Here is a 21,235-nt window from a genome sequence, read left to right as displayed (position 1 = left end):
GAGCAGTCGTGTACGCGAGGCCGTGCGCCCTCCTCCCTAGCCGTGACACCACACCCCGGCTGGAGGACATCATGGATCCGCACGTGTACGACATGCTCTTCGAGCGCCGTCAGGAGGAGCTCGAGCGCGAGGTCGCGCTGCGCCGCCTGGCGCACGAGCTCCGCGCCTCGCGCCGCGCGCTCCAGGACGCCGTCGCGGACGCGGAGCCGTCGGGACCGGCCGCGCCGGTGGAGCCCCGGCGTCGTCCCGCGATGGCACCGCTGCACCGACCGCGCCACGCGTGAGCGGAGCACGCAGCAGCGTCACCCGACACGCCCACCCGCACCCCTGCCGCGCGCCGTCCGGTCCCGACCGGGCGGCGCGCGGCGCGTGTCGGGCGCCGCTCCCCCGGGGTCGCGACCGTAGGCTCACGGCCGTGCACGACCGCTACGGCTCCGACGTCCTGTCCTCCTCCGGCTCCCGCTCCCCGGGAGCGCCGGACGGCTCCGCGCACCATCGCCGCCGACCGGTGACCCGGCCCCGCGCGGCAGACCACGGCCTCGTGGTCGAGGAGGTCACGACGGGCTGGGTGGGCGCCGTGGTGCGCGTGGAGAAGTCGGGCGGCATCCACCTCGTGGTGCTGGAGGACCGGCGCGGGCGCACGCGGTCCTTCCCGCTGGGCCCGGGCTTCTGGGTGGACGGGCAGCCGGTGGAGCTGACGGCTCCCGTGACCTCCCGCGCCCCCGCGCGGCCCACCCGGACGGCGTCTGGCTCGGTGGCGGTGCACGACCAGCGCGCGCGGGTGGCCCGCGGGTCGCGCATCTGGGTCGAGGGCAAGCACGACGCCGAGCTGGTCGAGAAGGTGTGGGGCGACGACCTGCGCGTCGAGGGCGTCGTGGTCGAGCTGCTCGACGGCGTGGACAACCTCGCGGACGCCCTCGACGAGTTCGCCCCGACGCCGGAGCGGCGGGTGGGCGTGCTGGTCGACCACCTGGTGCCCGGGTCGAAGGAGCGGCGCCTCGCCGACGACGCCCTCCGGCGGGTGCCGCGCGGGACGGTCCTGGTGCTGGGCCACCCGTACGTCGACGTGTGGCAGGCCGTGAAGGCGGAGCGGCTGGGTCTGACGTCGTGGCCCACCATCGAGCGGGGCACGGAGTGGAAGCGTGGCATCCTGCGCGAGCTGGGCTGGCCGGCGTCGTCGACCGAGGACGTCGGCCGCGCGTGGCAGCGGATCCTCGCGACCGTGCGGGACTACCGCGACCTCGACCCGGCCCTGCTGGGCCGGGTCGAGGAGCTGATCGACTTCGTCACGGCGTGACCGCGGCTCCCGCGGCGCTCAGCGGGTGCGGATGCCGTCCCGCTCCGCGTAGGCGTTGACCTTCTCCGACACCGAGATGACGGCGACGAAGAACTCCAGCGTGATGCGGGCGAGCGCCAGGTACACGAGCGCGATGATCCACCCGAACACGAGGTAGAGGATCCCGCCCCAGATCGACTGGGAGAACGTGGCGACGAGGCCCGACAGCCACGCCAGCGCGACCAGCACCGTCACGATGATGTAGACGACCTTCACCACGCTGGGCGTGATGTACCGGCTGAAGGAGTAGTCGAACAGCGCGCTGAGGAAGCCGCTGCCCTCGCCGTGGGGCGTGATCGGTCCCGCCGACCGGTCCGGCGGGTACTCGGAGCCCGGGTAGAGGCCCGGGTCCGGCATCTGCCCCTCGTACGGCTGCTGCGGCTGCGCGTAGGGCTGGTCGCCGTAGGGCGGCTCACCGCCGTGCGGGGGCGGGCCGGCGGGCGGCTGGTGCCCGTACGGCGGCTGCGGGGCGGGCTGACCGGGCGGCGGCTGGTACCCCGGCTGACGCGGCGGCTCCTGGGGGTCGCCGGGCTGCTGCGGCGTGTTCTCGCTCATCGTTCCTCCTGAGTGGGTCCGGGCGACGCACCCGGCGGGGTCGGCGCCTTCGCCCACTCTGGCCGCCCCCGAACGCCTCCGCCACCGCACGTGACCACCGCAGATGCGCGAAGATGGCTCCATGAGCACCCCGCCGTACGGACCGCCGCCGCAGCAGCCACCGGCGGGTCCGCCCCCGGGCCAGCCGCCCTACGGCGGCCCGCCGCCGGGCCAGCCGCCGTACGGCGGCCAGCCCCCGTACGGGTACGGGCCGCAGCCTCTCTCGCCGTCGGACGAGCGCACCTGGGCGATGGTCGCGCACCTCGGGCCGCCGATCCTGGCGCTCCTGAGCGCGGGGATCCTGCCCTTCCTCGTGCCGCTGCTGATCTGGCTGTTCCTGCGCGACCGGAGCGCCTACGTCGCCGACCAGGCCAAGGAGTCCCTGAACTTCCAGCTCACCCTGCTGATCGCGTACATCGTCGGGCTGATCCTGCTCATCGCCCTGGTCGGGATCGTCATCCTCATCGCGGCGTGGGTCACGTCGATCGTGTTCGCGATCCTCGCCGCCGTCGCCGTGAACCGCCACGAGGCGTACCGCTACCCGCTCAACATCCGCATGATCTCCTGACCCGCCCGGCTCACCGTTGTGGGCGCAACGATCAGGGGGTGAGCTCGCGGACGACGGAGTCCGCGAGGAGGCGGCCGCGGCGGGTGAGGACGACGCGACCGCGCACGGCGGCGACGCCGTCGACCAGGCCGCGCGCGACGAGCCCGGCGACCGCCGAGCGGCGCGACGGGTCGAGTGCCGCGATCTCCAGGCCCTCGCGCACGCGCACGCCGAGCAGCACCCGCTCCAGCCGGGCCTCGGCGGGTGTGAGCAGCTCGCGGCCGGCGCCCGGCGACGCGCCGGACTCCAGGAGGGCGGCGTAGCGACGCGGGTGCTTGACGTTCCACCAGCGCACACCCGCGTGCTCGATCCCCTCGATGCCCTCGATGCCGGCGACGGCATCGGCACCGCCCGCCGGGCCCGCGACGTACGAGTGCGCGCCGGGACCGATCCCCCACCAGTCGTCGCCGCGCCAGTAGGCGAGGTTGTGCCGGCACGCGTGCTCCGGCCCGCGCGCCCAGTTGCTCACCTCGTACCAGCCGAGGCCCGCCTCCGTCAGCAGGTCGTCGGCCAGCTCGTACTTGGCGGCCTGGTCGTCCTCGTCGGGCAGCGCGAGCTCGCCCCGGCGCACCTGGGCGTGCATCTTCGTGCCCGGCTCGACGACGAGCGCGTACGCCGACACGTGGTCGACGCCGGTGGCGAGCACCGCCTCGAGGGACGTCCGCCAGTCGTCGACGGACTCGCCCGGCGTGCCGTAGATGAGGTCGAGGGAGACGTCGAGCCCGGCGTCGCGCGCCCAGGTCACGACGTCGGGCACGCGGCGCGGGTCGTGGGTGCGCTCGAGCGTCGCGAGCACGTGCGGCACCGCGGACTGCATCCCGAACGAGACCCGTGTGAACCCGGCGTCCGCGAGCAGCCGCAGCGACTCGGGCGTCACCGAGTCCGGGTTGGCCTCGGTGGTGACCTCGGCCCCGTCCGCGAGCCCCCACGTGTCGTCGACGCCGCGCAGGATCCGCGCGAGGTCCGCGGCGGGCAGCATGGTGGGCGTGCCGCCGCCGAAGAACACCGTGGACACGGGGCGCGACCCCAGGCCCGCGTCGTCGAGCACGCGGGCCGCGAGGTCGACCTCGCGCAGCGCGGTCGTGGCGTACGCCGCCTGGTTCGCGCCGCCGCCCAGCTCGGACGCCGTGTACGTGTTGAAGTCGCAGTAGCCGCAGCGCACCGAGCAGAACGGCACGTGGACGTACACGCCGAACGGCCGGCCGGCGCCGTCCGGAGCGGATGGCGAGGGCCGCACCCACCCCGGCAGCGCGCCGTCGTCGGGCACGGGCGTGCCCTCAGGCAGCGCGGGCACTACTTCTTCTTGTCCTTGGCGTCCTTGCCGCCGCCGCCGTCGGAGGAGAGCGCGGCGATGAAGGCGTCCTTCGGGACCTCGACGGACCCGATGTTCTTCATGCGCTTCTTGCCCTCCTTCTGCTTCTCCAGCAGCTTGCGCTTACGGCTGATGTCTCCGCCGTAGCACTTGGCGAGCACGTCCTTGCGCATCGCGCGCACCGTCTCGCGGGCGATCACCCGGGCGCCGACGGCGGCCTGGATCGGCACCTCGAACTGCTGGCGCGGGATGATCTCCTTGAGCTTCGCCGTCATCATGACGCCGTAGTCGTAGGCCTTGTCCTTGTGCACGATGGCGCTGAACGCGTCCACCTGCTCGCCCTGCAGCAGGATGTCGACCTTCACGAGGTCGGCCGCCTGGTCGCCCGAGGGCTCGTAGTCCAGCGAGGCGTAGCCGCGGGTGCGGGACTTCAGGTGGTCGAAGAAGTCGAAGACGATCTCCGCGAGCGGCAGCGTGAAGCGCAGCTCGACGCGGTCCTCCGACAGGTAGTCCATGCCGAGCATCTGCCCGCGGCGGTCGTTGCACAGGCCCATGACCGTGCCCACGAACTCGCTCGGAGCGAGGATGGTCGCGCGCACCACCGGCTCGCGGACCTCCTTGATCTTGCCGCCCGGGAACTCCGACGGGTTGGTCACCTTCACCTCGGTGCCGTCGTCGAGCGTCACGTCGTAGACGACGTTCGGGGCGGTGGAGATGAGGTCGAGGTCGAACTCGCGCTCGAGCCGCTCGCGGACGATCTCCAGGTGAAGCAGGCCGAGGAAGCCGACGCGGAAGCCGAAACCGAGCGCGACCGACGTCTCCGGCTCGTAGTTGAGCGCGGCGTCGTTGAGCTTGAGCTTGTCGAGGGCGTCGCGGAGCGCCGGGTAGTCCGTGCCGTCCACCGGGTACAGGCCGGAGAACACCATCGGCTTCGGGTCGCTGTACCCGCCGAGCGCCTCCTCGGCAGGCTTCGCCATGTTCGTGACCGTGTCGCCGACCTTCGACTGGCGCACGTCCTTCACGCCCGTGATGAGGTAGCCGACCTCGCCGACCCCGAGCCCCTTGGTGGGGTTGGCCTCGGGCGAGATGACGCCGATCTCGAGCAGCTCGTGCGTGGCGCGCGTCGACATCATCGCGATGCGCTCGCGCGGGTTGAGGTTGCCGTCCACGACGCGCACGTACGTGACGACGCCGCGGTAGGTGTCGTACACGGAGTCGAAGATCATCGCGCGGGCCGGGGCGTCGGCGTCGCCGACGGGGGCCGGGACCCGCTCGACGATGCGGTCGAGCAGCGCCTCGACGCCCTCGCCGGTCTTGCCGGAGACCTTGAGGACGTCCTCGGGGTCGCCGCCGACCAGGCCCGCGAGCTCCTCGGCGTACTTCTCCGGCTGCGCCGCCGGCAGGTCGATCTTGTTGAGGACCGGGATGATCTCGAGGTCGTTCTCCATCGCCAGGTACAGGTTGGCGAGGGTCTGCGCCTCGATGCCCTGCGCCGCGTCGACCAGCAGGACGGCGCCCTCGCAGGCCGCGAGCGAGCGGGAGACCTCGTAGGTGAAGTCGACGTGCCCCGGCGTGTCGATCATGTTGAGCGCGTGGGGCTGCTCGCCCAGCTGCCACGGCATGCGCACGGCCTGCGACTTGATGGTGATGCCGCGCTCGCGCTCGATGTCCATCCGGTCGAGGTACTGCGCCCGCATGGCCCGCGGCTCGACGACGCCGGTGAGCTGCAGCATGCGGTCGGCGAGCGTCGACTTGCCGTGGTCGATGTGCGCGATGATGCAGAAGTTGCGGATGAGCTCGGGCGCCGTGGCGTTCGGCTCGATGCGCGCACGCAGCGCGGGTCCGGGGATGGGCAACGCGATTCGCTCCGTCAGGGTCGCTGGATGGGTGTCGTCGGTGGTGACGAGGCCCGGCCATTGTCCCATGAGGTTGTCCGCCGCGGTCCCGGGCACGTCCCGCGTGCGGGCGTCGCGCCCCGCTGCGTACGGTCGGGGTCCACCGACCGACGTGACGGGAGGAGCCCCGACATGACCGACACCGCACTGACCGGCAAGCGCGTCCTGGCGATCGTGACGAGCTACGGCGTCGAGCAGGACGAGCTCGTTGTCCCGCTCGAGCACCTGCGCGCCGCGGGCGCGGAGGTGGTGGTCGCCTCGAACGAGCCGGGCGACGTCCGCACCCTCGTCGGCGACAAGGACCCCGGGCGGGCCGTGCGCGCCGACACGACGTACGACGCCGTCGACCCCGACGGCGTCGACCTCCTGCTGGTGCCCGGCGGCACGATCAACGCGGACACCCTGCGCCTGCAGGAGGCCGCGATCGGGCTCGTCACGACGTTCGCGCACTCCGGCAGGCCCGTCGCCGCCATCTGCCACGGCCCGTGGGCGGTGGTCGAGGCCGGGTGCGTCGGCGGCGCGACACTCACCTCCTACCCGTCCCTCGCGACCGACGTGCGCAACGCCGGCGGCCGCTGGGTGGACCGGTCCGTGGTGCGCGACGACGGCGCGGGCTTCCCGCTCGTGACCTCCCGGACCCCCGACGACCTGGACGACTTCCTCGGCGAGGTCGACGCCGTCCTGGGCTCCTGAGACACGCCTCCCGGACTGGCCGGTCCTGGCGCTAGCCTCGCGCCATGCCGACCCTGCCCGCCGCGCAGCCCCGCCCCGACGTCGACCCGCGCACGGGGCGCCGCACCGACGGCGGCCCCGAGCCCGACCGCCTGGCCCTGCTGGCCCGGCTCCAGGACGAGTTCGCCTCCGGGGTGGCCGACGTCGCGCCCGACGCCCTCGTCCCGGCCTGCGGCGACTGGCGCGCGGCCGAGCTGGTGCTGCACCTCGCGGGCGTGCACCACTGGGCGGCAGGCATGGCCGTGGGCGACCCGTCGCGCGACGAGGACCTGGCCGCGCCCGACCTCACGGGCCCGGGCTCGCGCGGGGCTCTCGCCGGGCTCTACGCCCGGCACGCCGCCGACCTGCGTACGACGCTCGACGCCGCCGGCCCGGAGGGTGCCGCGCAGACGCTGCTCGGCGACGGCCCCGCGTCGTTCTGGTGGCGGCGACAGCTGCACGAGACGCTGGTGCACCTGCACGACCTGCGCGCCGCGCGGCGGGGGTCCGGACCGGACGCGCTGGGCGCGGTCGCCGTCGCGCCCGAGGTCTGGGGCGACGGCGTCGACGAGATCGTGGCGATGTTCCAGCCGCGACAGGTGCGGCTCGGCCGGATGGCGCCGCTCGCCGACCGGCTCCGCGTGGTCGCCTCCGACCTCGGCTGGTCCTGGACGCTCGGTGCCTCCGCGGCCTCCGCCGACGACCGGGTGGACGCGACGCTCGCGGCGCCGGCGCAGCGGCTCGACCTGCTGCTGTGGGGTCGGCTCACGCTCGCGGAGGCCGGCGCCGTCGTCGAGGGCGACCTGGACGCGGCGCAGCGCGTGCTCGCCGAGCCGCTCGTGCCCTGACGGTCCCGTCCGATGAGTCGCGGCGGGCCGGTCGGTCCACCCGGCATGACAGACGAGACCGCCACGCCCCCCGCAGCCACCGACCTCACCACGGCCACCGCCACCACCGCGCGCGGCGACCGCGTCACCTACGACCTGCGCGGCTCCGGCCCCGCCGTCGTCTTCGTCGCCGGCGCCGGGCCGTTCCGCGCCGTCGACCCGGTGACGACCCGCACGGCCGAGCTCCTGGCGCAGGCGGGCGTCACGACCGTCGTCTTCGACCGGCTCGGCCGCGGCGACTCCCCCGCCTCCGGGCGTCTCGACCTGGACCGCGAGCTGGACGCCGTCGCGGCCGTGCTCGACGCCGCGGGCGGGGCCGCCGTGCTCTGCGGGCACTCGTCCGGCTGCTCGATCTCGCTGCGCGCCGCCGCCGCGGGCCTGCCTGTCCTGGGGCTCGCGCTGTGGGAGGCGCCGCTGGAGTCCGGCGCCGACGCGACCGCGGCGTGGGCCGGGGAGTTCGTGCGCCGGCTCGACGCCGGCGACCTCGAGGGCGCCACCGAGCAGTACATGAAGGACATGCCGCCGGAGTGGCTCGCCGGGGCGAAGGCCTCGCCGGACTGGCCCGCGATCGCGGCGTCCGCCGTCTCGCAGCGCGCCGACGCGCTGTCGCTCGTCTGGGCGACGCGGGCGCTGGAGGACGGCGGGCTCGCGGGCCTGGCGACGCCCCTGCTGGCCATGACCGGGGAGCGGACGTTCCCCGGGATGCCGGAGGCCGCGCGCGACCTGGCCGCCGCGGTGCCGGACGGGACCGCCGAGACGGTGGCCGGCGCCGACCACTCGTGGGAGCCCGAGGCGATGGCCGACCGGCTGGCGCGGTTCGTGCTCGAGTGACCCGCACGTAGGCTGTCCGCCGTGGCGAACCGATGGCTGAACCTGCTGGTGGACGTGCTGCGCTCGGCGACCCGCCCGTCGTCGCGCGGCTCCGCGCGGCCCACCTCCACCGCCCGTCCCTCGAGCCCCCGCCCCACGTCGACCCGGCGCGGCACGACGACGCCCGCCCGGGCCGCCGGCTACCCCGGCGACTACACGGGCACGGTGCGCCCGGCGTACTCCCCGAACATGGACGGCGAGCCCGACCCGGGCGAGGTCGTCTGGACGTGGGTGCCGTACGAGGAGGACCACAGCCAGGGCAAGGACCGGCCGGTGCTGCTCGTGGGCCGCGACGGCCCGTGGTTGCTGGCCCTGCAGCTCACCAGCAAGGACCACGACCGCGACGCCGCGCAGGAGGCCCGGCACGGGCGCCTCTGGATGGACGTCGGCACCGGGGCGTGGGACTCGCGGAAGCGCCCGAGCGAGGTGCGCCTCAACCGTGTGATCCGCGTGGACCCGCAGGCCGTGCGCCGCGAGGGCGCCGTCATGGACCGCCGGACGTTCGACCGGGTCGCCCGGGCGATGGCGGACGCGCGCCGCTGATCCGGTGTCCGGCCCGACCTGGGCGGATGCCCGGGCGGATCTCACAGACCGGCACCGCGCACGCGGTTCTGCCGGGCTGGACCCCTCTGCTATCGTTGATGTTTGCGTGTCCGCCCAGGTCGGCGGGCACAGCCGCAGTTCCTCTCCACGGGTTCCCCACCCCAGTCCCGGAGCTGTGGCCGCCCTCTACGACCTATCCGCTCGCCGGCAGGCGAACACACCAGGAAGTCCACACGTGGCAAACATCAAGTCCCAGATCAAGCGCATCAAGACGAACGAGAAGGCGCGCCTGCGCAACAAGGCCGTCAAGTCTGAGCTGAAGACCTACGTGCGCAAGGTGCGCGAGGCCGTCGCCGCGGGCGACAAGGAGGCCGCGACCACCGCGCTGCAGGCCGCGTCCCGCAAGCTCGACAAGGCCGTCTCGAAGGGCGTCATCCACGCCAACCAGGCCGCGAACCGCAAGTCGGCCATCGCGAAGCAGGTCGAGGCTCTCTGAGTCGCCTGTAGTCGTCGCGCTCCGTCCGCCTGACGCCTCTCACGTCGGGGCGGACCAGCAAGGCTCCGAAGGGCGCCGCACCCACCGGGTGCGGCGCCCTTCGCGCGTCCCGCGGCCCTGCGGCGGGCCTGCAGGCGCGGTGAGCGGGAGACGGGCCCGCCTCGCACGAGCTCCGGGGCCGAACGCCCGCTCACCGCGGGGCGGGGTCAGCCGCGGCGGGAGCGGGCGATCGTCAGCACGGCCTTCTCGACGGCGTAGACCGGGTCGCGGCCGCCGCCCTTCACGTCGGCATCGGCCTGGGCGACGGCGCCGATGGCGGTCGCGAGCCCCTCGGGGGTCCAGCGGGAGAGGTCCCGCTGGGCGTTGCGCACCTGCCAGTCCTGCAGCCCCAGCTGCCGCGCGGTGGCCGCGCCGCCGCGGATGGCCGCGACCCGCGCCAGGGTGCGCAGGCGCAGCGCGAGGGCGGCGACGATCGGCACCGGGTCGGCGCCCGTCGCGAGGGCGTGGCGCAGGAGGGCGACCGCACCCCCCGTGTCCCCCGCGACCGCCGCGTCCGCGACCTTGAAGCCCGTCGCCTCGACCCGCCCGCCGTAGTACCGGTCGACGACGGCCTCGCTGATGGTGCCGGTCGTGTCCGCGACGAGCTGCGAGCAGGCGGACGCGAGCTCGCGCAGGTCCGTGCCCAGCGCGTCGACGAGCGCCCGGACCGCCGCCGCGTCCGCCCGGCGGCGGGCGGCGCGGAACTCGGCCGTCACGAACTGGACCTTGTCGGCGTCCTTGGAGATCGGCTCGCACTCGAGCACGGGGGCGCCGCTGGCGACGATCGCGTCGAGCATCTTCTTGCCCCGCTGCCCGCCCCCGTGCACCACCACGACGACCGTCTCCGGGTCGGGCGCCGCGACGTACGCGACCACGTCCGCGACGAGGTCCTCGGTGGCCGCCTCGGCACCCCGCACGACGACGACGCTCGGCTCGCCGAACAGCGACGGGCTCGCCGCGACGGCCAGCTGGCCCGCGGCGTACGTGCCGCCGTCGAGCTCGGCCTTCTCGGTGGTGGCGTCGCGCTCGCGCGCCAGGCCGACGACGCCGTCCACCGCCCGCTCGGCGAGCAGTCCCTCCGGCCCGCGCACCAGGAGGACCGGCGCCAGCGTGGGGTCGTCCCACGACCGGCTGTTCGCCGACGGCCTCCCCTTCCGGGCGGGACGGGGCTGTCGGGACGTGGAGGCTGCGGGCACGCCCCCAGCCTGCCACGAACCGCCGACTCCCCTGCTCACCCGCGCACGACCTCCCGTCCCCGTCCCACGCCGTACCCGGTCGGTCTCCGGTGGCCCCCGTCAGCCGCACGCCAGACCGATCTCCTGCCCTCGGACGACGAGCGCCGCGGTGCCGCACTCGTCGGTCCGCACCAGCGCGGACCCCACGGACGCGTAGAGGGCGAGCGCGTCGTCGGTCGGGTGCCCGTAGGTGTTGTCGGCGCCGACGCTCACCAGCGTGACGCGCGGCGACAGGTGACCCGCGAGCGCAGCGGACTGCGACCGCGACCCGTGGTGGGCCATCTTCACCACGTCGACGTCGGCAGCTCTCCCGGTCGCGGCGAGGGCGGCGGCGAGGGCGTCCTGCGCGCCCTCCTCCAGGTCGCCGAGCGCGACGACGTCGAGCCCGCCGGCCGTGCGCAGCTCGAGGGCCACGCTGGCGTCGTTCACGCCGTCGCCCTCGTCCCCGACGCCCGACCCGGCGGCGTGGGAGCCCTCGGCGCGGGGCCCGCCCGACGCCGCCAGCACCCGCCACGTCGCCGAGCCTGCCGTCCCGGCGTCGCCGGCGTCCGCCGCACGGACCGGCACGCCGGCGGCCCCGAGGCTGGACCGCACGGCGGACGCCTGACCCTCCGGCGCGTCCAGCGGCGAGACGAGCGCTGCCGTGACCGAGCGGCCGCGCAGCACGGCGGCGAGCCCGCCCACGTGGTCGGCGTGGAAGTGGCTGAGCACGAGCAGGTCCACGGTCGTGACGCCGAGCCGGTCGAGGCACCGGCCGGCCGCCTCGCCGTCGGGGCCGACGTCCACCACCACCGCCGACGACGGGCCGGTCCGCACCGCGAGCGAGTCGCCCTGTCCGACGTCGCAGGCGGCCACCTGCCAGTCGTCCGGCACGGCATGGCCGGCGCCGGCGAGCCGGGGCACCGCGACCACGAGGACCGCCAGCAGCGCGGCGCCGGCCAGCCCGGCGACCGTGGCCGCCCGCGCGCGGCCGTGCCGCAGCGCGGCCCGCCGGACCTGCCGCCGCGCCCGGCGCACGGCGCGCGGGGCGGCCTCCCGCCACTCGCGCCGCCAGCCCTGGCCGGGCGGCCGACGCAGCACGAGCGCGAGGGCCGCGACCGTGAGGAGCGTCAGCGCCGCCACCCCGAGCGGCCCGGCGGGCCAGGGCAGGCGGCCGCCCGGCACGGCGGCGAAGGACTGGGCCACGCCCGCGATCCACCCCGTCGACAGGCCCGCCAGCCACGCGACGGGCAGGGCGACCCCGGGCGCCCACGGGGCGATCAGCGTGGCCACGAGCCCGAGCACGGTGGCCGGCACCAGGGCGGGGGTCGCGAGCAGGTTCGCCGGCACGGACATCAGCGGCACGTGCGGGTCGAGCAGGAGCAGCACCGGCCCGCACGCGGCCTGGGCGGCCCACGGGACCGCGAGCGCGAACGCGAGCGGACGGCCGGTCCACGGCGCGAGCCGGCGGGCGAGCGGTCCAGCCAGGAGCACGAGGCCGGCCGTCGCCGCGCACGACAGGACGAAGCCGTAGGACCGCGCGAGCCACGGGTCGACGACGAGCAGCACCGTCGCCGCCGCGGCGAGGGCCGGCGCGCCCGAGGACGGCCGTCCCAGCGCCAGCGCGAGGAGCGCGGCTGCGCACGTCCACGCAGCCCGGAGCACGCTGGGTTCGGGCCGGACGAGCAGGACGAACGCCGTCGCGGCGACCGCGACGACGCCGACGCGCACGGCGCGCGGGGCCCGCGCCAGCGCGCACAGGGCGGTGAGCGCGGCGACCACGATCGCGAAGTGCCCCCCGGAGACCGCGGTGACGTGGGTGAGGCTCGTGACCCGCATCGCCTCGTCGACGGCGTCGGGCACGCGGCTCGTGTCGCCGACGGCGACGCCCGGCACCAGCCCACGGGCCTGGGCGGACAGGGGGTCGGTGACGTCCAGGAGCGCCGACCGCATCGTGTGCGTCGCCCGCAGCAGGGCCGTCGGCGGCGCACGCTCGGCCGCGGGCCCCGACGCCGTCAGCCTGGCGAGCGGGCCGTCACCCGCGTCGACGGGGCGCAGCACCCCGGAGACCGCGACGGTCGCCCCGTAGCGTGGGGCCGCTCCGTCCGCGGTGACCTCGACGAGCCCCGCGGCGGACGACGCGATCCCGCGCGCGTTCACCTGCCGCACGGCCACCTGCCAGCGCTCGCCGTCGCCGAACGCGGCGGGCCGCGGCTCCGACACGACGCGACCGACCAGCTCGGCGTGCGCGCCCTGCCCGACCAGCGACCGCAGGGGCGCCTGCCGTGCCACCTGGGCGTGCGCCCCGAGCGACACCGCAGCGAGGCAGGCCAGCGCGACGACGACGTGCAGACCGGCGGACCTCACGCCGCCCCGCCGGCGCCGGCCCGCCCCAGTGGGCTCGGCCTCGCTCCGCCCGGGGCTCCGCGACCGCCACGGGTCCGACGGCGCCCACCGGGCGGGACGCGCCGCGACGACCGCAGCCCCTGCGACGACAGCGGCGAGGGCCGCCCCCACAGCCACCGTCCGGGCCCAGCCCAGCATCGGCCCCGTGAACGCCCAGGCGGCGGCCCACGACACCAGGGCGGCCGGCACGAGACGCAGGTCGACACGCCGCGTCGGTGGCGACGCCAGGTCGGTCCGTCGCGCGGCCGGCCCGGTCGCCGGGACGGATGCCGGCAACGGGACCGCGTCGGCAGACCCGCCGGTGGCGTCCGACCGGACGGGCGGCGTCACAGCGTGACCAGGTCGCGGACCTGTCCGAGGACGGACGGTCCGATCCCGGACACCTCGTCGAGCTCGTCGACGCTGGTGAACGGCCCGTTCTCGTCGCGCCACGCGACGATCCGCTCGGCCAGCGCGGGGCCGATGCCGGGCAGCTCCTCGAGGTCCGCCGCCCCCGCGGAGTTGAGGTTCACGGCACCACCCGCCGACGCGTCGGACCCGCCTCCGGTCCCGTCCTCGCCGGCGCCGTCGGGCGCGCCTCCTGCCGACGCGACCTGCTCCCCTGGCCTCGGCACGCGGATCTGCTCGCCGTCGACGACCGCCCGCGCCAGGTTGAGCGCGGCGGCGTCGGCGCGGCGGGTCGTGCCGCCAGCGGCCGCCACGGCGTCCGCCACCCGGGCGCCCGACGGGACCGTGACCAGGCCGGGCTCGCGCACCTCGCCCACGACGTGGACGACCACGGTGCCCGGCGCCGGCGTCTCGGGAGTCGCGGGCACGCCTCCCCCGTCGAGGTCACCCGACCCTGCTGTGTCGGCTGCCGCGCCTGCTGCCCCGTCGGTCCCGGTGGTCGGGCCGGCGGACGGTTGCGACGGACCGGCGGAGGCGCCGGACGGCGCGCTCGCATCGGCGAGGGTGATCACGTCGTCGGGCCGTGCGGTCGCGACCACCGCGGCGACGACGGCCACGAGCAGGACGGCGACGGAGGCCACGACGGCCGCCCGCAGCCCGATCGACCAGCGGCGCGGACCTCCGCCGTCGTCGTGCCCGTCGACGGGGTGCCCGTGCGCCGCCGTGTACGCGGCGGCGACGTGCCGCGCCGATCGGCGGGCGCGCAGGCGGTCGGCGAGCTCGTCCTCGTCGCCCGTCACGCCCCACGACGCCGGGCCGACCGGAGACTCGCCGACGGGGCCCGCCCACGCGTCGTGACCAGGGTCGTGACCAGCGTCGTGACCGCGGTCACCGCCGGCGCCCTCGCGCAGGGCGTGCCAGGCACGCAGCCGTGCGGCGGCCTCGCCGAGAGCCCGGTCCGGCTCCGGCTCGGAGCTGCCCCGCCAGTCGTCGCCCGCCTCCGGAGCACGGGTGGGAGGCGGCGGGGTGCCAGGCGGCGCGACGGCGGCCGGTGGCGGGGCGTCGGCTCCGTCATTGTCGTGGGGCAGCGTGGTGGTCACGCCGCGACGCTAGGGTCACCGACCTCCAGGCGGCCGCCGCACGCGGTGACCTGTGGACGGCATGCGCCTGGGGGCAGCCTCCTCAGCGCACGGCGCCGCAGGGGCGTCCGCCCAGCTCGGCGACGACGACGGCGAGAGCGCCCGTCCCGACGTGCGCGCCGAGCACCGCGCTCACCGGCGTCACGACCGGCTCGGCCCCGGTCTCCGCGGCCAGCCGCGCCGCGAGCTCGTCGGCCCGGTCGGGCACGCCCAGGTGGTGCACGGCCACGCCCGGTCGCTCGCACGTCTCGGCGCGCCGCACCGCGACCTCCACCAGCCGGTCGGTCGCCGCCCGACGCGTCCGGACGCGCTGCGTCATCTCGATCGCACCGTCGCGCATGCCGAGGATGGGCCGCACGCCGAGGGCCGTACCGAGCGCGGCCGCCGGGGCGGACAGCCGCCCGCCGCGGCGCAAGTGGTCGAGCGAGTCGACGAGGAACACGGTCGTGCTCGACCCCGCGACCTGCCGCGCGCGGGCGGCGACCGTCGCGGCGTCGTGGCCCTCGGCGGCGCACCGTGCCGCCTCCAGCGCCGCGAACCCGAGGGCCATCGCGACCGTCCGGGAGTCGACCGCCTGCACCGGGATCATGGCGCGCTGCCCGGCGCTCGCGGCGACCTCGACGGTGCCGGACAGCGCCCCCGACAGGTGGACGCCCACGACCGCCCGCGCGCCGTCGGCGGCGAGGTCGCGGTAGACGCCGGCGAACTCGGCCGGCGTGGGCTGCGAGGTGCTCAGCCGCTCGCCGGCGGCGATGCGCGCGGCCACCTCCTCGGGTGTGACGTCCACGCCCTCGCGCCACGACTCCTCCCCCGCCACGACGAGCAGCGGGACGACGACGGGCGCGAAGACGCCGTCGTCCGTGGCGGGCAGGCAGGCGGTCGAGTCGGTGACGACGCGGACCGCGCCACGCTCGAGAGGGAGATCGGAGGGCATCGGCGGGAGTCTACCGACGCCGCCCGGGACGACCCGGGCGGCGCGGCCGTCACTCGTGGTCGTGCGCCTCGTCGTCGTGCGCCTCGTGGTCGTGCTCGTCGGTGCCGCTCGCCTCCACGTCGCCCGAGACGCCGGAGATCTCGTTCGGCGCGACGTCCAGCTGGACGGACTTCCAGACCTCGCCGGACTCCACGTCCACCGCGTGCACGGACTTCGTCGCCGGGTCGGTGACGTACACGGACCCGTCCAGCGCGAGCACCGCGGGGCGCGGCTCCTGCCACTCGGCGGGCTCCTCCCAGGCGTCGATCACCGGGATCGAGGTCGTGAGCTTTCCGCTCTCCGGGTCGATGACGTGCAGCGAGCCGTCGGTACCCAGCACGAGCGCCTCGCCGCCGGCACCGCGGGCCAGGGACCGGAACGTGTAGCTCGAGGGCAGGTCGACCAGCGACAGGTCCCCGCTGCGCGTGTCGACGAGCGAGACGCGCGTGGGCCGCTCCAGCTCGGCGTCGGGGTCGGTCTTGTAGTCGCCGAGCACGACGGGCGACTCCTCGGAGCCGGCCTGGTTGCCGATGCGGCCGTAGGCGTCGGGCGCCTGCACCTTGGTGAGCTTGCCGTCCGCGTAGACGAGGACGCCGTCCTCGCAGCCCACGACGACGGCCTCGTCGGCCGCGACCGCCTCGCCGTGCACGCCCGGGCAGTCGTCGCTCGCCGCGATCTCCTGGTCGTCGGCGTCCAGGACGCGCACGCCGGAGCGCGACTCCTCGGTGCCCTCGGTGACGAGGAGCGAGTCGTCCCCGAGCTCGACCGCGACGCCGTGGTGCGCCGACGGCGTCGTGAGCTCCCGCGCGGGGGCCTCGCCCTCGGCGACGTGGGCGGAGTCGAGCACGCGGACCTGGCCGGTCCCGTCGTCGAACAGGACCGTGCGGCCGCCGTGCACGACGACGTGGCCGGGCTCCTCGGCGGCGTAGGTGACGTCGGTGAGGCGCGGCTCGGACGTCCAGTAGTGGTGGTGGTCGCCGTGCGCCTCCGCCCATGCGCCGAGGTCCAGGGCGCGGAACCCGCCGGTGGTGGAGGCCAGCAGGTGGCGGCCGTCGCCGGCGGGGTTGAGGCGCGTGAAGCCCTCGAGCGGCAGGTCGGCGACCTGCTCCAGCGTCTGAGCGTCGAGGACGACCACGCCGCCGTCGTAGGTGAGCGCGATGCGTGCGGTCGCGGCGGCGGCCTCGGTGGCCTGGGCGGTCTCCGCGCTGGAGGGCTCGGCGGAGGACCCCGCCGACCCGGCGCCGTCGGCCGGGTCCGCGGACGCGCAGCCCGCCAGCGCGAGCGGGACCGCGAGGGCGAGGAGGCCCGCGGCGGACTGTCGGCCCCGGCGGGCGGGGCGGGTGGTGCGGGTGAGGGCAGGCATGCGTCTCTCTCCAGGTCGGGGCAGCACGAAGAAGCCACATGAGAACGATTCCCATGTGCCCGAGTAGTGAAGCAGATGTGAGAACCGTTCTCAACCTCGTGCGTGCTCCTCGTCGCGCACCCGCTCCCCTGCCGCGCTAGCGTGCGGGCCATGGCCGAGGGGACACCGCCCACCGACGACGCCGACCTCGCCGCACTGCGAGCGGCCGCGGCGCAGGCCGCCGCCGAGGCGGCGGAGGCGAAGGCAGCGGCCGCCCAGGCGGCGCTCGAAGCGGCGGAGGCCGCCGCCGCACCCGCCCCCGATACGAGTCGCCCGGTCGCGACCGACGCCGAGCCTGCGGGCGACGCCAAGCCTGCGGACGACGCCGAGCCCGCGGCACCGCCGTCGTACGCCGACGAGGTGCGCGCGGGCTACGCCTCCGACGCCCCGACGCTGCCGCTCGGGGCCCTGCTGTCCGGCCCGCTGGGCGGCGACCCGGTGCCGGACGCGACGGTGCAGGTGGGCTTCCCGCTCGCGACGCTCAACCGCCACGGGCTGGTCGCGGGCGCCACGGGCACCGGCAAGACGAAGACCCTGCAGGGCATGGCGGAGGGCCTGTCGGCGCAGGGCGTCCCGGTGTTCCTCGCCGACATCAAGGGCGACCTGTCCGGGCTGGCCGTCGAAGGGCCGGACAGCCCGAAGGTCGCCGAGCGGGCGGCGAGCATCGGCCAGACCTGGGCGCCGACGTCGTACCCCGTGGAGTTCTACTCGCTCGGCGGGCTGGGCACGGGCGTGCCGATCCGCACGACCGTCACCGACTTCGGCCCGCTGCTGCTGAGCAAGGTGCTCGGCCTCAACGCGACGCAGTCCTCCAGCATGGAGCTGATCTTCCACTGGGCCGACACGCAGCAGCTCGCCCTGCTCGACCTCAAGGACCTGCAGGCCACCATCGCCTACCTCACCTCCGACGAGGGCAAGCAGGAGCTCAAGGGCATCGGCGGCGTCTCCGCCGCCACGGCCGGCGTCATCCTGCGCGAGATCGTGGGGCTGCAGGCGCAGGGCGGCGACGTGTTCTTCGGTGAGCCGGCGTTCGAGACCGCCGACCTGCTGCGCACGTCCGCGGACGGGCGCGGGCTGATCTCCGCCCTCGAGCTGCCCGGCGTGCAGGACCGCCCTGCGCTGTTCTCCACGTTCCTCATGTGGCTGCTGGCGGAGCTGTTCCAGGAGCTGCCCGAGGTGGGCGACCCGGACAAGCCGCGCCTCGTCTTCTTCTTCGACGAGGCGCACCTGCTGTTCACGGGCGCCTCCAAGGACTTCCTCCAGCAGGTGGTCCAGACGGTGCGCCTCATCCGCAGCAAGGGCGTCGGCGTCTTCTTCGTCACCCAGTCCCCCAAGGACGTGCCCGCCGACGTGCTCGCCCAGCTCGGCAACCGCGTGCAGCACGCGCTGCGCGCCTTCACGCCCGACGACGCGAAGGCCCTGCGGGCAGCGGCCCGCACCTTCCCCACCTCGCCGTACGACCTCGAGCGGCTGCTGCAGTCGCTCGGCACCGGCGAGGCCGTCGTCACCCTGCTCGACGAGAAGGGCGCCCCCACCCCGGTCGCGTGGACGCGCGTGCGCGCACCCCAGGCCTCGATGGACCCGGCGCCGCAGCAGGTCCTGGACGCGGCCGTCGCGGCGTCGCCCGGGCAGGCGCGCTACGGCGCCGCCGTCGACCGCGAGTCCGCGTACGAGCTGCTGCAGGCCCGCGCCGCGCAGGACGCCGCCACCCGCGAGGCGACCGAGCGCGCCGCCGAGCTCGAGAAGGAGGCCGCACGGTCGCGCAAGCAGGCGGAGGCCGACGCCCGGAAGGCGCAGCAGGCCCCGCGGTCGGGCTCGACGTCGCGCGGCAGCTCGCGCAGCCCGATGGACGCCATCCTCACCACCGTGGGCACGACCCTGGCCCGCGAGATCACCCGCACCGTCTTCGGCACCCGCCGCCGGCGCTGACCGTCCGGGTCGGCGGTCAGTCGGCCGTCAGGGGCGCGGCGTGCCAGATGCGGTCGAGGTAGTCGCGCACGGAGCGGTCCGAGGAGAAGAAGCCCGAGCGCGCCACGTTGAGCACGGCCGACCGGCTCCAGGCGTCCGGGTCCGCGTACGCGCGCTCCACCCGCTCCTGCGCGTCGAGGTACGCCTGGTAGTCCGCGAGCACCATGAAGCGGTCCTCGGTGAGCAGGTTGGACACGATCGGCTCGAAGACCGAGGCGTCGCCGCCGGAGAACGTGCCGCGCGCGACGAGGTCCAGGGCCCGGCGCAGCGACGAGTTCTCCTCGTAGTACGTCGAGGGCCGGTAGCCGGCCTCCGCGACGGCGCTCGCCTCCGGCTCCGTCAGGCCGAACAGGAAGAAGTTCTCGTCGCCGACGAGCTTCCGGATCTCGACGTTCGCGCCGTCGTCGGTGCCGATGGTGAGCGCGCCGTTGAGCGCGAACTTCATGTTCCCGGTGCCGGACGCCTCCTTGCCGGCCAGCGAGATCTGCTCCGACAGGTCGGCCGCCGGGATCAGGGTCTCGGCGACCGTGACGTTGTAGTTCGCCGGGAACGCGATGCGCAGCACCCGGGACACGTCGGGGTGGGCCGCGACCACGGCGCCCACGTGGTTGATGAGCGCGATGATCTCCTTCGCCATCACGTAGCCGGGGGCGGCCTTCGCGCCGAAGACGACGGTGCGCGGCGTCACGTCGCCGAGCTCCAGCTCCCCGGACGTGATGCGGTCGTAGAGCGTCACGACGTGCAGCAGCTTGAGCAGCTGGCGCTTGTACTCGTGCAGCCGCTTGACCATGACGTCGAGCATCGTGCCCGGGTCGATCGTGATGCCGTCGCGCGCCGCGAGGAAGGAGACCAGCCGGTCCTTGTTCGCGGCCTTGACCTCCCGGAACCGGCGGCGGAACTCGGCGTCGTCGGCGAAGGGCTCGAGCTCGCGCAGCCGGTCGAGGTCGGTGACCCAGCCGTCGCCGATGGCCTCCGTGACGAGCCCCGACAGCCCCGGGTTCGCCAGCTTCACGAACCGGCGCGGGGTGACGCCGTTGGTGACGTTCGTGAACTTCTCCGGCCAGAAGTCGGCGAAGTCGGCGAGCACCTTGTCGCGCAGCAGCTGCGAGTGCAGCTCGGCGACCCCGTTCACCTTCGACCCCCCGACCGTCGCGAGGAACGCCATCCGCACCGACCGCTCGGGGTGCTCGGCGATGATCGACATGCGCCGCACCAGCAGCTCGTTCCCGCCCGAGCGCTCGCGCACCTGGGCGAGGAACTCGTCGTTGATGCGGTAGATGATCTCCAGGTGCCGGGGCAGCAGCCGCCCGACCAGCTCGACCGGCCATACCTCCAACGCCTCCGGCAGCAGCGTGTGGCACGTGTAGGCGAAGCAGCGCTGCGTCACCTGCCAGGCGTCGTCCCACTCGAAGCCGCGCTCGTCCACCAGGATCCGCATGAGCTCCGGGATCGCGATGACGGGGTGGGTGTCGTTGAGCTGGAAGACGATGCGCTCGGGCAGGTCGTGCAGGTCGAAGTCCGGCGGCAGCAGCTGGTCGAGGAAGTCGCGGATCGAGCAGGCCACGAAGAAGTACTGCTGCTGCAGCCGCAGCTCCTTGCCCTGCGGCGTGGAGTCCTCCGGGTAGAGCACCTTGGAGATGTTCTCGGCGAACGTCTGGGAGCGCACGGCCTCGGCGTAGTCGCCGTAGTTGAAGATCTTGAGGTCGAACGCGTGGGTGGCGCGCGCGCTCCACAGCCGGAGCGTGTTGACGCGCCCGTTCCGGTAGCCCGGCACCATCGAGTTGTACGGGACGCCCAGCACCTGCCAGCCCGGCACCCAGCGCGAGCGCTCGCGGCCGTCGTCGTCCGTGTACCTCTCCGTGTGCCCGCCGAAGCCGACCGTGACCTCGTGCTCGGGGTGGGCGAACTCCCACGGGTCGCCGTTGTCGAGCCAGGTGTCCGGCTCCTCCACCTGGCGGCCGTCCGAGAACGTCTGCCGGAAGATGCCGTACTCGTACCGGATGCCGTACCCGATCGCGGGCACGCTCATCGTCGCCAGCGAGTCGACGAAGCAGGCCGCCAGCCGGCCGAGCCCGCCGTTGCCGAGGCCGGGCTCCACCTCCACCTCGCGCAGCTCGTCGAGGTCGAGCCCCAGGCTCGCGAGCGCCTCGGCGGCGACCTCCTCCAGCCCGGTCGCGATGAGCGCGTTGTCGAGCTGGCGGCCCAGGAGGTACTCCGCCGACAGGTAGGCCACCGCCTTCGCCTGCGTGCGGTACTGGCTCACCGTGGTCTGCATCCACCGCGACATCAGGTAGTGCCGCACCGTGCGCGCGAGCGCGAGGTACCGGTCGTTGTCCGTCGCCCGTTCCAGGATCGTGCCCTGGCTGAAGTTCAGCTCGTGCAGGTACTCGCGCACGAACCCCTCGACGGTCGGCTCCGGGCTGGTGATCAGAGGCGTGGTCTCGGTCACGTCACGA

Annotated in this window: 18 protein-coding genes; 9 read left to right on the top strand and 9 right to left on the bottom strand. The window is 75.2% G+C overall.

Annotation, left to right across the window (positions count from 1 at the left end; genetic code table 11):
- Positions 1-71: 71 nt before the first annotated feature.
- Entirely contained in the window at positions 72-284 is a 213-nt protein-coding gene (locus tag ACQP6G_RS09900; RefSeq protein ID WP_429764128.1) for a hypothetical protein, read from the top strand.
- 131 nt (positions 285-415) lie between these two features.
- Entirely contained in the window at positions 416-1,297 is an 882-nt protein-coding gene (locus tag ACQP6G_RS09895; RefSeq protein WP_429764126.1) for a DUF3097 domain-containing protein, read from the top strand.
- Positions 1,298-1,315: 18 nt separating this feature from the next.
- Here the strand turns inward: ACQP6G_RS09895 and ACQP6G_RS09890 are convergent, their stop codons facing one another.
- Complete coding sequence (locus ACQP6G_RS09890) at positions 1,316-1,891, bottom strand: DUF4282 domain-containing protein (RefSeq protein WP_429764124.1); 576 nt, start codon at positions 1,889-1,891, stop codon at positions 1,316-1,318.
- A 121-nt stretch (positions 1,892-2,012) separates the two neighbouring features.
- Here ACQP6G_RS09890 and ACQP6G_RS09885 point away from each other — a divergent pair, with 121 nt between their 5' ends.
- Positions 2,013-2,498: a DUF4870 domain-containing protein gene (locus ACQP6G_RS09885; RefSeq protein WP_429764122.1), complete on the top strand. Its 486-nt coding sequence runs from the start codon at positions 2,013-2,015 to the stop codon at positions 2,496-2,498.
- A 31-nt stretch (positions 2,499-2,529) separates the two neighbouring features.
- Here the strand turns inward: ACQP6G_RS09885 and hemW are convergent, their stop codons facing one another.
- Both hemW and lepA read right to left on the bottom strand, forming a co-directional pair.
- Positions 2,530-3,831 carry a radical SAM family heme chaperone HemW gene (hemW, locus tag ACQP6G_RS09880; protein WP_429764120.1) on the bottom strand — a complete coding sequence of 434 codons (1,302 nt, stop codon included), beginning with the start codon at positions 3,829-3,831 and terminating at the stop codon, positions 2,530-2,532.
- Positions 3,831-5,705 carry a translation elongation factor 4 gene (gene lepA, locus ACQP6G_RS09875; protein ID WP_429764118.1) on the bottom strand — a complete coding sequence of 625 codons (1,875 nt, stop codon included), beginning with the start codon at positions 5,703-5,705 and terminating at the stop codon, positions 3,831-3,833. Before lepA ends, hemW begins: the two co-directional genes overlap by 1 nt.
- Before the next feature lie 171 nt (positions 5,706-5,876).
- Here lepA and ACQP6G_RS09870 point away from each other — a divergent pair, with 171 nt between their 5' ends.
- From ACQP6G_RS09870 to rpsT, 5 genes are all read left to right on the top strand, one after another.
- On the top strand, positions 5,877-6,437 hold the full coding sequence (locus ACQP6G_RS09870) for a DJ-1/PfpI/YhbO family deglycase/protease (protein ID WP_429764116.1): 561 nt from the start codon (positions 5,877-5,879) through the stop codon (positions 6,435-6,437).
- A 44-nt stretch (positions 6,438-6,481) separates the two neighbouring features.
- Positions 6,482-7,303, top strand: a complete 822-nt coding sequence (locus ACQP6G_RS09865; protein ID WP_429764114.1) for a maleylpyruvate isomerase N-terminal domain-containing protein — start codon at positions 6,482-6,484, stop codon at positions 7,301-7,303.
- A 45-nt stretch (positions 7,304-7,348) separates the two neighbouring features.
- Positions 7,349-8,173 carry an alpha/beta fold hydrolase gene (locus ACQP6G_RS09860; protein ID WP_429764112.1) on the top strand — a complete coding sequence of 275 codons (825 nt, stop codon included), beginning with the start codon at positions 7,349-7,351 and terminating at the stop codon, positions 8,171-8,173.
- A gap of 21 nt (positions 8,174-8,194) precedes the next feature.
- Positions 8,195-8,755, top strand: a complete 561-nt coding sequence (locus tag ACQP6G_RS09855) for a type II toxin-antitoxin system PemK/MazF family toxin (protein WP_429764110.1) — start codon at positions 8,195-8,197, stop codon at positions 8,753-8,755.
- Between the two features lie 235 nt (positions 8,756-8,990).
- On the top strand, positions 8,991-9,251 hold the full coding sequence (rpsT, locus tag ACQP6G_RS09850; protein ID WP_429732257.1) for a 30S ribosomal protein S20: 261 nt from the start codon (positions 8,991-8,993) through the stop codon (positions 9,249-9,251).
- 206 nt (positions 9,252-9,457) lie between these two features.
- Here rpsT and holA read toward each other — a convergent pair whose 3' ends face one another.
- From holA to aztD, 5 genes are all read right to left on the bottom strand, one after another.
- The gene (gene holA, locus ACQP6G_RS09845; RefSeq protein ID WP_429764108.1) at positions 9,458-10,486 is read right to left on the bottom strand and encodes a DNA polymerase III subunit delta; all 1,029 of its coding nucleotides are present in this window, start codon (positions 10,484-10,486) and stop codon (positions 9,458-9,460) included.
- A 99-nt stretch (positions 10,487-10,585) separates the two neighbouring features.
- Positions 10,586-12,871, bottom strand: a complete 2,286-nt coding sequence (locus ACQP6G_RS09840; RefSeq protein ID WP_429764107.1) for a ComEC/Rec2 family competence protein — start codon at positions 12,869-12,871, stop codon at positions 10,586-10,588.
- Positions 12,872-13,236: 365 nt separating this feature from the next.
- Positions 13,237-14,397 carry a ComEA family DNA-binding protein gene (locus ACQP6G_RS09835; RefSeq protein ID WP_429764106.1) on the bottom strand — a complete coding sequence of 387 codons (1,161 nt, stop codon included), beginning with the start codon at positions 14,395-14,397 and terminating at the stop codon, positions 13,237-13,239.
- Between the two features lie 82 nt (positions 14,398-14,479).
- A complete protein-coding gene (locus ACQP6G_RS09830) occupies positions 14,480-15,370 on the bottom strand; it encodes a DegV family protein (RefSeq protein ID WP_429764105.1) in 891 nt (296 codons plus the stop codon).
- A 49-nt stretch (positions 15,371-15,419) separates the two neighbouring features.
- Complete coding sequence (gene aztD / locus ACQP6G_RS09825; RefSeq protein ID WP_429764104.1) at positions 15,420-16,772, bottom strand: zinc metallochaperone AztD; 1,353 nt, start codon at positions 16,770-16,772, stop codon at positions 15,420-15,422.
- A gap of 150 nt (positions 16,773-16,922) precedes the next feature.
- Here aztD and ACQP6G_RS09820 point away from each other — a divergent pair, with 150 nt between their 5' ends.
- A complete protein-coding gene (locus ACQP6G_RS09820; protein WP_429764103.1) occupies positions 16,923-18,740 on the top strand; it encodes a helicase HerA-like domain-containing protein in 1,818 nt (605 codons plus the stop codon).
- Positions 18,741-18,756: 16 nt separating this feature from the next.
- On the opposite strand, the gene ACQP6G_RS09815 is transcribed toward ACQP6G_RS09820, so the two are convergent.
- The gene (locus ACQP6G_RS09815; protein WP_429764102.1) at positions 18,757-21,228 is read right to left on the bottom strand and encodes a glycogen/starch/alpha-glucan phosphorylase; all 2,472 of its coding nucleotides are present in this window, start codon (positions 21,226-21,228) and stop codon (positions 18,757-18,759) included.
- Positions 21,229-21,235: the final 7 nt, after the last annotated feature.

Source organism: Isoptericola nanjingensis, assembly GCF_050311635.1.
Lineage (GTDB): Bacteria > Actinomycetota > Actinomycetes > Actinomycetales > Cellulomonadaceae > Isoptericola > Isoptericola nanjingensis.
The sequence above is the reverse complement of the archived record's forward strand: the minus strand, read 5'-3'. Positions and strand labels throughout refer to the sequence as shown.

Excerpts from the sequence above, each read along its gene's own strand:
- ACQP6G_RS09865 (WP_429764114.1), top strand. The coding sequence starts at position 6,482 with ATGCCGACCCTGCCCGCCGCGCAGCCCCGCCCCGACGTCGACCCGCGC.
- aztD (WP_429764104.1), bottom strand. The coding sequence starts at position 16,772 with ATGCCTGCCCTCACCCGCACCACCCGCCCCGCCCGCCGGGGCCGACAG.
- ACQP6G_RS09890 (WP_429764124.1), bottom strand. The coding sequence starts at position 1,891 with ATGAGCGAGAACACGCCGCAGCAGCCCGGCGACCCCCAGGAGCCGCCG.
- ACQP6G_RS09860 (WP_429764112.1), top strand. The coding sequence starts at position 7,349 with ATGACAGACGAGACCGCCACGCCCCCCGCAGCCACCGACCTCACCACG.
- ACQP6G_RS09885 (WP_429764122.1), top strand. The coding sequence starts at position 2,013 with ATGAGCACCCCGCCGTACGGACCGCCGCCGCAGCAGCCACCGGCGGGT.
- ACQP6G_RS09820 (WP_429764103.1), top strand. The coding sequence starts at position 16,923 with ATGGCCGAGGGGACACCGCCCACCGACGACGCCGACCTCGCCGCACTG.
- ACQP6G_RS09830 (WP_429764105.1), bottom strand. The coding sequence starts at position 15,370 with ATGCCCTCCGATCTCCCTCTCGAGCGTGGCGCGGTCCGCGTCGTCACC.
- ACQP6G_RS09900 (WP_429764128.1), top strand. The coding sequence starts at position 72 with ATGGATCCGCACGTGTACGACATGCTCTTCGAGCGCCGTCAGGAGGAG.
- ACQP6G_RS09870 (WP_429764116.1), top strand. The coding sequence starts at position 5,877 with ATGACCGACACCGCACTGACCGGCAAGCGCGTCCTGGCGATCGTGACG.